Here is an 11731-nt window from a genome sequence, read left to right as displayed (position 1 = left end):
ACCTGCGGCATCCAAGTCACAACGATCGCAGGCGATGGCATCGCGACAGCCAGGGCGAGGGAATTTCTGCCCTTAAATAAACTGCGATCGATAACTCCTGACTCGTGCTCAATAATGAATCCGTGACTTCCGTGTCCTCCCTTTCTTTAACCACACCTAAAATTTGCAAAATGTCAAGGGATTCGATCGACTTTTCCCCACCTTAGCCACCAAGTCCCAAACAAGATGTAGCGCCGGAAAAAATTCCCTAAATATCTTGCCACAAACGGCCACATCCGTTGTATTATAGATGTAAGTCACAGCCCGTTAAAGTAATCAACCAACAATTAAGCCGCTCAATATATTCACGCTCCAACGAGCGCTGAGTTGTATTGAGCGTGCCTATTAAGGAGCGATCGAAGCTCGTCAGACACCCCAAATATTCAGGAAGAATCATGCCATCAAGATCCGCCAACGATGTAGACGTAGCAGAGCAATATTGGCACTACCTAGAAATATCCAAGGTTGCAACTATCTTAGAAACCAACCTGGAAAGCGGTTTAGAACCGACAGAAGCCAACCATCGCCAACAGAAATTCGGGCCCAACGAACTAACGGTTAAAGCAGGGAAACCAGCCTGGTTAAAATTTATCCTGCAATTTAACCAACCCCTCTTGATCATCTTGCTGAGTGCAGGTTTAATCAAAGCAGTGATCGGAGAATGGCTAAACGCTAGCGTAATTTGGGGCGTAACAACCACCAACGCTACTATTAGTTTCATCCAAGAAGCTGGAGCCGAGAAAAAAATTGAAGCCCTAGCCCAAGCTGTCACCACCGAAGCCACAGTCATTCGGGGCGGCAAAAAATTAAGAATTCCCTCCAAAGAACTCGTTGTCGGCGACTTAGTAACCCTGACTTCCGGCGACAAAGTACCGGCAGACTTGCGCTTAGTGAAAGTCCGCGACTTGCAAATCGACGAATCGGGACTCACCGGGGAATCTGTTGCTGTCGAAAAAGAATTAGGACAGTCTGGAGACATAGTTCTGCCAAAAGAAACGCCACTAGCAGAACGGGATAACATGGCCTATGCCGGCAGTTTTGTCACTTTTGGCCAAGCTAGCGGCATCGTAATTGCGATCGCCAATAAAACCGAAACCGGCAAAATCTCCCAACTATTAGATCGGCACATCGACCTCACCACCCCCTTAACCCGCAAATTCAACCAATTCAGTCAAAACTGGCTGTTATTCGTGTTGGGAATGGCAACCTTGACCTTCGCAGTTAGATTGGGGCGGCCAGTCCCTGCGGGAGTTTCAGCCTTTAAAGAAGCAGTTGAACCCGCAGTCGCCCTGATTGTCGGCGCAATTCCCGAAGGCTTACCCGCCGTCATTACCGTCACCCTAGCCGTAGGCGTTTCCCGGATGGCAAATCGCCACGCGATCGTCCGCAAATTGCCCGCAGTCGAAACCCTAGGCGGCGCTACCGTCATCTGTTCCGACAAAACCGGAACTTTGACGGAAAACCAAATGACGGTGCAAGAAATCTATTCTGGCGGCGAATCCTACTCGGTTACGGGTACGGGATACAGCCCCGAAGGTGAAATTCAACTCAACCAACTGCCAATTACTGTCAGCCAAGCTCCAACTTTGCAAGAATGTTTGCAAGCTGGACTGCTTTGCAACGACTCTCACTTGGAATTCAAAGACGATAATTGGATAGTCGTCGGAGATCCGACAGAAGGAGCGTTAATTGCTGCGGGCAAAAAAGCTGATTTGAGCCAGCAAATTTTGTCCAAGTCAATGCAGCGTCTGGATTCAATTCCGTTTGAATCTCAGTTTCAATACATGGCAACGCTGCACCGAACTCCCAGTGGCAAAATTTTGTACGTCAAAGGTTCCGTAGAATCAATTCTCGGCCGCTGCGGTTCCAGTCTCGATACCCAAGGAAATCCGGTAGAAGTCGATCGCGAACAAATCCACCATCAAGTCGATGAAATGGCAAAGCAAGGCTTGCGTGTCTTGGCTTTCGCGAAAAAGCCAGTACCCGAAAGCCAAAATTCCGTCGATCACTCGGATTTGGAGTCAGGGCTGATTTTCTTGGGACTCCAAGGCATGATTGACCCGCCGCGGGCTGAGGCGATCGCAGCCGTCCAAGCTTGTCAAACCGCCGGCATCCAAGTCAAAATGATTACCGGCGACCACATCGCTACAGCCAAGGCGATCGCCCGCCGCATGGGATTCCGCAAAACCAAGCACCACAGAGAACTTGTAGCCTACACTGGCGCTCAACTCGCCGAAATGAGCAAGCAGGAACTCGGCGAAGCCGTAGAAGCCGGCTCAGTTTTTGCCCGCGTCGCCCCAGAACAAAAACTCCGCCTGGTAGAAGCTTTGCAAAATCAAGGCGAAATCGTGGCGATGACGGGAGACGGCGTTAACGATGCGCCGGCGCTGAAACAAGCGGATATCGGGATTGCGATGGGCAGCGGTACTGAGGTTTCTAAGGAAGCCGCCGACATGATTCTTACCGATGATAACTTTGCGTCGATCGAATCTGCTGTCGAAGAAGGGCGATCTGTTTACAAAAATCTGCTCAAAGCAATCAGCTTCATTCTCCCAGTCAACGGCGGGGAGTCAATGACAATTTTGCTCAGCACGCTCCTAGGTCGAGAATTGCCGATTTTGTCGCTACAAATTCTCTGGCTGAATATGCTCAACTCGATCACCATGACTGTGCCACTTGCTTTCGAGCCCAAGTCACCGGGAGTCATGAAACAGCAGCCCCGACCAGTAAACGAACCTTTCCTCACCGGAAATCGGATCAAGCGGATCATCGCTATTTCTCTTTACAACTGGACTCTGATTTTCGGAATGTTTGAATGGGTGCGCCAAGCGGATTGGGGAACTTTGGCACTGGCCCGCACGATGGCGATTCAAGCTTTGGTAATGGGGAGAATTTTTTACCTGTTGAGTCTCAGCCAGTTGTTGCCTTCTTTGATTGCTAAATTTAGCGGTTCTAAGGAAGAAGTTAGCGGCGCTCCCGCCCTCGGTGTGGGAATTGTCCTGGCGGTGATTTTGCAGATCATCTTTGCTAATTCTCCGTTTGTCAATCGCATATTTGAGACGGCTCCGATGAATCTGGATCAGTGGCTGATTTGTTTCGGAGTCGCGCTACCGATGATCGGTGTTGCTTTGTCGGTGAACCGGTTCGATCCGCCCAACTAATTCACCATTAACCTGTATGGTGCGTCAGGCTTGTGGTGAGCACGATAAACTCGGATTTTCCCACTGACGCACCCTACCGCCTGTAAAGTTTTAGCATTTAATTTAAGGGTTCCCAATGACAGATAGACTCTGGTTTGAGGGGACAAGTTTTGGGAGCGATCGGATTTCCGTTGAGCCAGAGTTCAGTCAGGTTAGTCAAAGATGCTAGCGGTTTGATGTCACCGATCTGATTGTTGAGGAGCCGGAGATAAGTCAGGTTAGTCAAAGATGCTAGCGGTTTGATGTCGTTGATTTCATTGCTGTCGAGCCTGAGATCGGTCAGGTTAGTCAAAGATGCTAGCGGTTTGATGTCGTTGATTTCATTGCTGTCGAGCAAGAGATCGGTCAGGTTAGTCAAAGATGCTAGCGGTTTGAGGTCATCGATCTGATTGTGGCTGAGGTTGAGCTGTGTCAGGTTAGTCAAGGACGCTAGCGGTTTGATGTCATCGATCTGATTGTTGTTGATCCAGAGTTCAGTCAAGCTAGTCAAGGATGCTAGCGGCTTGATGTCACCGATCTGATTGTTGTAGAGGAAGAGCTGTTTCAGGTGAGTCAAGGATGCTAGCGGTTTGATGTCGCCGATTTGAGTTTTGTCGAGCCAGAGCGAAGTCAGTTTAGTCAAAGATACTAGCGGTTTGATGTCGCCGATCTGATTTTCGCTGAGGTTGAGTGAAGTCAGGTTAGTCAAAGATACTAGCGGTTTGATGTCACCGATCTGATTTTCGCTGAGCCAGAGCAAAGTTAGGTTAGTCAAAGATACTAGCGGCTTGATGTCACCGATCTGATTTTTCCAGAGCTCTAGACGCTTTAGGTTAGTCAAAGATGCTAGCGGTTGGATGTCACCGATTTGATTTTCGCCGAGGGAGAGTACAGTCAGGTTAGTTAAGGATTCTAGCGGTTTGAGGTCGCTGATTTTATTGCTCCTGATGTCGAGATCGCTCAGATTAGTTAAGGATTCTAGCGGTTTGAGGTCGCTGATTTGATTGAATGTGAGGTCTAGATCGGCCAGGTTGGTCAAGGATTGCAATGGTTTGATGTCGCTGATAGAATTGTTGATGAGGTCGAGTTCAATGAGACTCGAAAGTTTCCGATCGGCCTTATCACAGTTTGTAGTCTCAGCTTTTTTCAACAGCACCTCAACAGTATGTTTAGCTTCAGGACTCAAATCAGCTTTTTGGCGACACCAATCAGCAAATGTTCGTCTACTGTTGGACGATCGCGTTTCGGCGGCATCAGCAGATAGTCCACTTCCACATAATGCTAGGACGATCGCGCTACAAGTAACTGCGATCGATCTTTGTAAATTTCTGTGTTTGTCTGCAACTATAAGTGTCATGATCTTGTACCTCTAATATTCTGAACTCTCAAGTTTTAGCCTTTAATATTTAGTTTGGTAAATCACTTACGATTAAGCGCCAATTTTAGTCCACCACTGAAAACCAGTTAACCGTGTGAAAACAGCAGAAGCGTAAAATAATAATTATTTCTGTATAATTTACTACAATTAACGACTCAAAAAAAGTAAAGATATATTAACAAAGTAAATGTGTGGTGGTGGCGATATTTGTCGCTTATTGACAATAGATTTGAAAGCCCCCCGATCGCCCTTCGCTACAACTTTCACCCAGCAAATCTTGGTTTGAAGAGTTTTGATAAGCAAACCCGATCGCTCTTCCCAACGGCTCCTTATCAATAAAGATCTGTTCGCTTCTCAGGAAAACCAGCGTTTTGACTCTTGTCGTGCCTCCGTGCCGATCCTCCCCATCCACGATTTATTAAGCGTTTCAGGGATTGGGGCCGGCCCCCGTGGCAGCCCCTACAAGAGAATGAAACAGCCCTGCTTATCGATAGCGCACTCCCAAAAGATTTACTTATCAATCAAATTTAATAATTGTTTTATAATTTCCGCAAGAGTACGGTAAGCTAATAACGAAGCCAAGAAAATGTGCTGCTCGCTTTTTGCCACCTCACAGAACTCGGCCGATCGAAATATTGATATTAATCAAACAAGTCAAATCAGCAGGGATAGTTTAAAGACTTATACTAGCGATAAATCTTTTGCTCCCACCTGCTAACCAGCGCTCAAAACAGTTCGCTAAACCCAATTAGCGAACAGCAAAAAAGCGCGTTGATAACCTTCAGTGAATGTTGTTACAGAAGATTATGAATTGCAGCGAGGCTAGGCTATGACAATATTTTCAGATGAATTTTCTGCGCTTTCTCGGCGTAAATTTATCCTCAAAGCAGGTGCATCTGCCCTGGGTTCAATACTGCTCAAAGGTTGTTTGGGAAATCCCCCAGAACCCGGTGCAACTGCCGGTGGTGACGGTGCAATACCCGCGGCTACCTCAGTAGTGGCTGTTGCCAACGAGAAAAGAGTCGAAGGAATTGAAAGCACTAAAATCACATTGGGATACATCCCGATCGTCGAAGCAGCACCTTTAATCATTGCCCAAGAAAAAGGCTTTTTTGCCAAATACGGCATGACTGAGGTAACAGTTGCTAAGCAAGCCAACTGGGGCTCTGCCAGAGATAACCTAGAAATTGGATCGGCAGGCGGCGGCATTGACGGCGGCCAGTGGCAAATGCCGATGCCTTATCAAATTAGTAAAGGTCTGATCACCAAAAACGGCGTCCAAATTCCCATGTATGTTCTAGCCCAGTTGAACACTCACGGAAATGGAATTGCGATCGCGGCCAAACACCAAGGCAAAGGCCTCGGACTTAAACTAGATCAAGCGGCCCAAGACTACATCAAAGGCCTCAAACAAGCAGGTACTCCCTTCAAAGCAGCCTACACCTTCCCCAAAGTCAACCAAGACTTTTGGATTCGCTACTGGCTGGCAGCTAATGGCATAGATCCCGACGCAGATGCCGAACTGCTAACAGTACCGGCCGCCCAAACTGTCGCCAACATGAAAACCGGAAGCATGGACGCTTTCAGCACCGGCGACCCCTGGCCCCTGCGGATTGTCAAAGAAAACATCGGCTTCATGTCCGCCCTCACCTCCGAAATCTGGAAAGCTCACCCAGAGGAATATCTAGCAATTCGCGGCGACTGGGTAGACAAACACCCCAAAGCCACCGAAGCCTTACTCGCAGGACTAATTGAGGCGCAGCAGTGGTGCGACAAGCCCGAACATCGAGCCGAATTAGTCGCCATTACTTCTGGAAGAAACTTCTTTGACGTATCTCCGACGGTTTTGACGCCTCCTTATCAAGGCAATTATGTTATGGGCGACGGCAAACCAGACATCAACGACTTCAAGATGAGTCCGCTGTACTGGAATGATGGCGTCGGCAACGTTTCCTATCCCTACAAGAGTCACGATTTGTGGTTCTTAACCGAAAGCGTGCGCTGGGGTTTCCTGCCGACAAAAACCTTGGCAGACAAAAAGACACTCATCGATAAAGTCAACCGCGAAGATATCTGGAAGAAAGCAGCTCAATTAGCCGGAGTTGCTGATGCTGACATTCCGAAAAGTACGTCTCGCGGCATTGAGAAGTTCTTTGACGGCAAAGAGTTCAACCCGGAAAATCCCGAAGCTTACCTTAAGAGTTTGGCAATTAAAAAAGTGTGATGGGGTCTTAGCTTCCCATAATTTAGTCTCGAAATTTAGTCTCGAAAATACACCACAGCACCAGAGATAGGAGATTAGCAGCATGGCTGTAAGTACAAGTCGGAGAGGCGGCAATGCACAAGGAGCATTTGGCGAGTTTTGGAAGAAGAATTCCCCAAATATCTTGCCGCCAATTTTGGGAATAATTGGATTTCTGTTAGTTTGGCAATTCCTGTCGAGCATCGGACTGATCAAACTGCCGGGACCGATCAGTGTTTGGACTGACGAACGGACGCGGATATTGTTGCTGTATCCTTTTATGAACTCCAAAACCTACGGAGTCGGATTATTTTGGCAGACTTTGGCTAGTTTGGAACGGGTGGCAAAAGGCTACACTCTAGCCGCTGCTGTGGGAATTGCTGGGGGTGTTTTGGTAGGTACGAATCCCTTCTTGAACAAGGCTTTAGATCCGATTTTCCAGTTTTTGCGGATGGTAGCGCCTTTGGCTTGGGTGCCGATCGCCCTGGCTGCGCTGCAACAAAACGAACCTGCTGCTTTGTTCGTGATTTTTATCACCTCAGTTTGGCCGATTTTGATCAACACGGCTGAAGGTGTTCGCCAAATTCCCGACGATTACAACAACGTGGCGAAAGTGCTGCAACTTTCTCGTCAGGAATATTACATGAATATTTTGTTTCCGTCAGCGCTTCCTTACATCTTCACAGGATTGAGAATTGCGATCGGTTTGGCTTGGCTGGCGATTATTGCAGCGGAAATCGTGATGTCGGGGATTACGGGTATCGGCTTCTTTATTTGGAATGCTTACCAGCAAAACTACATCAGCGAAATTCTGTTAGCGGTGTTCTACATTGGGGCTGTTGGTTTGTTGCTCGATCGGCTGATGGCTTGGTTGCAACAAAAGATTGCTCCCCCTCAAGGAAAGTAGCTAATTAGATATGTTGACTGTTGACTGTTAACTGTTAACTGTTGACTGTTGACTGTTGACGGTTCACGGTTACAGCAATTACGAACTCCCTGGCTGAGAAACCTTTTTTTTAAACTCTTGTTAATGGATTAAAAAAAGTTTTTTGGTTGATTTAAGAAACAGGTTGCTGTATCCAGTCATATATTAACTATTAGCTGTTATATATCAACAGCGAACAGCGAACAGCGAACAGTCAACAGTCAACAGTCAACAGTCAACAGTCAAATGACAAACCTACAATAAAGGCAAGAAAATCATGTCTGTTTTGATTGCAGTAGAACAACTCGAAAAAGTTTTTAATTTATCAGACGGTGGCACATACATTGCTCTCAAAGGCATCGATCTGGAAATTAAGAAAGGCGAATTTATCTCATTAATTGGACACTCAGGCTGCGGCAAATCTACGCTGCTAAATATGGTCGCAGGTTTGGATATGCCGACAGAAGGATTGGTGACAATTGAAGGGCAAAGAATCACCCAGCCAGGCCCCGATCGCATGGTAGTATTCCAAAACTATTCGCTGCTACCGTGGCGGACGGTCAGAGAAAACATTACCCTAGCTGTAGATTCGGTAATGAGCGGCTTACCCAAAGCCGAACGCCTCGAAATCATTCAAAAACACATTGACATGGTGGGCTTGACTCCCCACGCTGAGAAGCAACCTGCATTGCTATCAGGGGGACAAAAACAGCGCGTGGCGATCGCCCGTGCTCTGGCCCTGCGCCCCAAACTGTTACTTCTAGACGAACCCTTCGGCGCTTTGGACGCTTTGACTCGCGGCAACTTGCAAGAAAAGTTGATGGAAATTTGCCAAGAGTATGAAATCAGCGCCCTGATGGTAACGCACGATGTGGATGAGGCAGTGTTGCTGAGCGATCGCATCGTCATGCTCACCAACGGCCCAGAATCGAAGATTGGCGGCATTCTCGAAGTAGACATCCCCCGCCCCCGCAAGCGGATGGAAGTCGTCTCACACCCCAGCTACTACGCTCTACGTAGCGAAATGATTTACTTCCTTAACCAGCAGAAGCGCGTCAAAAAACTGCGGGCGCGGAAAGTACCCGCGATCGCCCGCCACGGCCTGGAAAAAGTCAACCTCGAACTCGGCTTTATTCCGCTGGCAGCCTGTGCTCCCCTGGCTGTAGCCAAAGAAAAAGGCTTTTTTGCCAAGCACGGCCTCGATGAAGTCCACCTCGTGCGGGAAACAAGCTGGCGCGGCATCGTAGACGGCATCGCCGCAGGTTACTTAGACGCAGCTCAAATGCCCTCTGGGATGGCGATGTGGTTGAGCTTGGGGGGCCACCAAGAGAAGCCGATTCCGACGGTTACAGCCCTCACCATGAGCCGCAATGGCAACGGAATTACCCTCGCGAGGCGCTTTTACGACCAAGGGATCTACACTCTGGCAGACTTTAAAAAAATGCTCCAGAGAACGCCCGCGCAAACGCACCGTATGGGCATCGTTCACCCTTCTTCGATGCACAACCTGTTGCTGCGTTACTGGCTGGCTTCCGGCGGCATTGACCCGGATCGCGATGTGTTGCTGAAAAATATCCCACCGGCTCAAATGATCGTTGACTTGCAGGGCGGCACTATTGACGGTTTCTGCGTCGGCGAACCTTGGAACTTGCGGGCCTCGATGGAAGGAGTCGGCTTTACGGTGGCGACAGATTTGGAACTGTGGCCCGGACACCCCGCGAAAATTCTCGGAGTTCGGGAAGACTGGGCAAATGCTTATCCCAACACTCACATTGCTCTAGTCAAAGCTTTGCTGGAAGCTTGCCACTATTGCGCCGATCCAAATCACGCAGCCGAGGTTTCGGAAATTGTCGCGGGAAGGGAGTACGTCGCCACCGACAAGAGTTACATCCAACTAGGCGACCCGAAATCTGTTGCTTGCAACCTCGATACTCCGATGCGGGAATACGCCCACCACTTGTTTTCTGGAGAGGGGGTGAATCGCCCAAGCCGCACCGAACAACTCTGGCACATGGTGCAGATGGCGCGCTGGGGCGATACTGTGTTCCCGCGCAACTGGGTGGAAATTCTGGAACGGGTGGTGCGAGTCGGTGCGTTCAGCACGGCGGCGCGAGAGCTGGGGATGGCTGATATTACTTACACTCGCGGTTCTCTCAGCTTGTTTGACGGCTCGGTGTTTAATGCTGACGATCCGATCGGCTATCTCAACAATCTGGCGATTAAACGCGATTTCACGATGGCTGAAGTTGTACTCGATTCCGGCCGCCGAGCTGCTTAAAGCGGTTTAGAGTTGGATAAAAACAGGGTAATTGCTAATTGTTAGTTGTTGGTTGTTAATTGTTAGTTGTTAACTTCTAAATGCTAGTTAGTAATTCCCTCTTCTTTCTTCCCTATTGCCTCTTCATTCTTCCTTCGCAAATCACCCACTCACAATTTCCCAAACCCATGATTAATACTTCTCTCAACCAGACGAACACCAAAACTCAAATCCAGCGGGGAAAAGGCCGCCGCCAACCTTTTTTGGTGATGGACAATGTTTACAAAGAATACCCCAACGGTTACAGGGCTTTAGAAAACGTCAATCTGAATGTAGCTGAGGGAGAGTTTATTACTCTGATCGGACACTCGGGCTGTGGCAAATCAACACTGTTAAATATGGTGTCGGGTTTTAGCCATCCAAGCCAGGGCACCGTGACGATTAACGGGCAGCGGATTACGAAGCCGGGCCCCGATCGCATGGTGGTGTTTCAGGGTTACGCTTTGCTGCCTTGGCGGACGGTGTTTGAAAATGTTTATCTGGCGGTTAATTCTGTATTTCCGAATAAGTCGAAGGTTGAAAAAAATGCGATCGTCAATGAGCATTTGGCGATGGTGGGATTGACAGAAGCTGCCCAGAAAAGACCCCCGCAAATTTCGGGGGGGATGAAGCAGCGGGTTTCGATCGCCCGCGCCTTGGCAATTCGCCCGAAAGTGCTGATTTTAGACGAACCTTTTGGTGCTCTGGACGCAATTACTAAGGAGGAATTGCAAGAAGAGTTGCTGAAAATCTGGAACGATCACCGCTGTACGGTGTTGATGATTACTCACGATATTGACGAAGCGCTGTTTTTGGCCGATCGACTGGTGATGATGACTAATGGCCCGTCGGCGACAATTGGCGAGGTTCTGGAGATTCCTTTTCCGCGTCCGCGCGATCGGGTTCAAATGATGGAAGATCCGGAATACTACAATTTGCGGAACTACGCCCTAGATTTCCTGTTCCGTCGCTTTGCACACGATCACGATGCCTAATCGGTTGGCAAATCAAAGTTAAACAGGAGAATTATGAGACTTCTGGAACAATTTTAATTCTTGTGCAGAGTAGGGGTTGGGCATTCTGCCGGCCCTTGACTTACTTTTTTGCAGAAGTCTATTGAAAAGTTGAAGCCCCAGCGTTCCCCGATGTCAGGGGAACATTGCTACGGGCGCAATTTTCCCGATCCGGTTGGGTAAACTGAAGCTTAATGGTGGGCGAGAAGTTTTTTCGGACGTTCGGATCTTTTTCCGATATTTTACGTCTACCAGCGAAGAGACCCGATTGCCTAGCTGTCGGTAAGCTGGCATGAACTGAGCCCACCTTCGATCGAGGGTGGGCTTCTTCTTGATGTTATTAACCGTTTGTGGGCGATCGGTGGTGGGTGCATTCCACCCTGGGAACTGGCACACTGCGGAACGTTTATGGGTGTTTCATGGATTAAGGCTGTTGTCAATATAGCGGTTTTCAGTGGAGTGAAGTACAGATATCGGGTAGGGAAACGGTTTAGCCTAAGTCCGGGGCGGAGTTCTGTGACTTTTAACAATTGGTATCAGACTGATGATCGTAGCCCAATACTTCGGACAGTTTTTAAGCAGCGAGAGTACCATAGGATAGGACTGACGGAAGGTTAGGGTGATTTAAAATTAAATTCCGGTCTAAATCTAACTTATCA

Annotated in this window: 6 protein-coding genes; 5 read left to right on the top strand and 1 reads right to left on the bottom strand. The window is 48.4% G+C overall.

The window, feature by feature from the left end; genetic code table 11:
- The first annotated feature begins 434 nt into the window (after positions 1 to 434).
- Positions 435 to 3200, top strand: a complete 2766-nt coding sequence (locus QUA83_RS29195; protein WP_333297649.1) for an HAD-IC family P-type ATPase — start codon at positions 435 to 437, stop codon at positions 3198 to 3200.
- 97 nt (positions 3201 to 3297) lie between these two features.
- Here QUA83_RS29195 and QUA83_RS29190 read toward each other — a convergent pair whose 3' ends face one another.
- Positions 3298 to 4575 carry a leucine-rich repeat domain-containing protein gene (locus tag QUA83_RS29190; RefSeq protein WP_333297647.1) on the bottom strand — a complete coding sequence of 426 codons (1278 nt, stop codon included), beginning with the start codon at positions 4573 to 4575 and terminating at the stop codon, positions 3298 to 3300.
- 850 nt (positions 4576 to 5425) lie between these two features.
- Here QUA83_RS29190 and QUA83_RS29185 point away from each other — a divergent pair.
- The 4 genes from QUA83_RS29185 to QUA83_RS29170 all read left to right on the top strand — a co-directional run bounded on the left by QUA83_RS29185 (position 5426) and on the right by QUA83_RS29170 (position 11054).
- On the top strand, positions 5426 to 6820 hold the full coding sequence (locus QUA83_RS29185; protein ID WP_333297645.1) for a CmpA/NrtA family ABC transporter substrate-binding protein: 1395 nt from the start codon (positions 5426 to 5428) through the stop codon (positions 6818 to 6820).
- A gap of 82 nt (positions 6821 to 6902) precedes the next feature.
- Positions 6903 to 7745, top strand: a complete 843-nt coding sequence (ntrB, locus tag QUA83_RS29180; RefSeq protein ID WP_333297644.1) for a nitrate ABC transporter permease — start codon at positions 6903 to 6905, stop codon at positions 7743 to 7745.
- Positions 7746 to 8040: 295 nt separating this feature from the next.
- The gene (locus QUA83_RS29175) at positions 8041 to 10041 is read left to right on the top strand and encodes a nitrate ABC transporter ATP-binding protein (RefSeq protein WP_333297643.1); all 2001 of its coding nucleotides are present in this window, start codon (positions 8041 to 8043) and stop codon (positions 10039 to 10041) included.
- A gap of 167 nt (positions 10042 to 10208) precedes the next feature.
- On the top strand, positions 10209 to 11054 hold the full coding sequence (locus QUA83_RS29170; protein WP_333297641.1) for a nitrate ABC transporter ATP-binding protein: 846 nt from the start codon (positions 10209 to 10211) through the stop codon (positions 11052 to 11054).
- The last annotated feature ends 677 nt before the right edge of the window (positions 11055 to 11731 follow it).

This window comes from Microcoleus sp. K1-B1, assembly GCF_036704705.1.
Lineage (GTDB): Bacteria > Cyanobacteriota > Cyanobacteriia > Cyanobacteriales > Microcoleaceae > Microcoleus.
Note: the sequence above shows the minus strand (reverse complement) of the source record. Positions and strands in the feature narration are given on the sequence as shown.

Bases quoted from the DNA above. Each gene is read 5' to 3' on its own strand.
- ntrB (WP_333297644.1), top strand. From the start codon at position 6,903: ATGGCTGTAAGTACAAGTCGGAGAGGCGGCAATGCACAAGGAGCATTT.
- QUA83_RS29185 (WP_333297645.1), top strand. From the start codon at position 5,426: ATGACAATATTTTCAGATGAATTTTCTGCGCTTTCTCGGCGTAAATTT.
- QUA83_RS29175 (WP_333297643.1), top strand. From the start codon at position 8,041: ATGTCTGTTTTGATTGCAGTAGAACAACTCGAAAAAGTTTTTAATTTA.
- QUA83_RS29195 (WP_333297649.1), top strand. From the start codon at position 435: ATGCCATCAAGATCCGCCAACGATGTAGACGTAGCAGAGCAATATTGG.
- QUA83_RS29190 (WP_333297647.1), bottom strand. From the start codon at position 4,575: ATGACACTTATAGTTGCAGACAAACACAGAAATTTACAAAGATCGATC.
- QUA83_RS29170 (WP_333297641.1), top strand. From the start codon at position 10,209: ATGATTAATACTTCTCTCAACCAGACGAACACCAAAACTCAAATCCAG.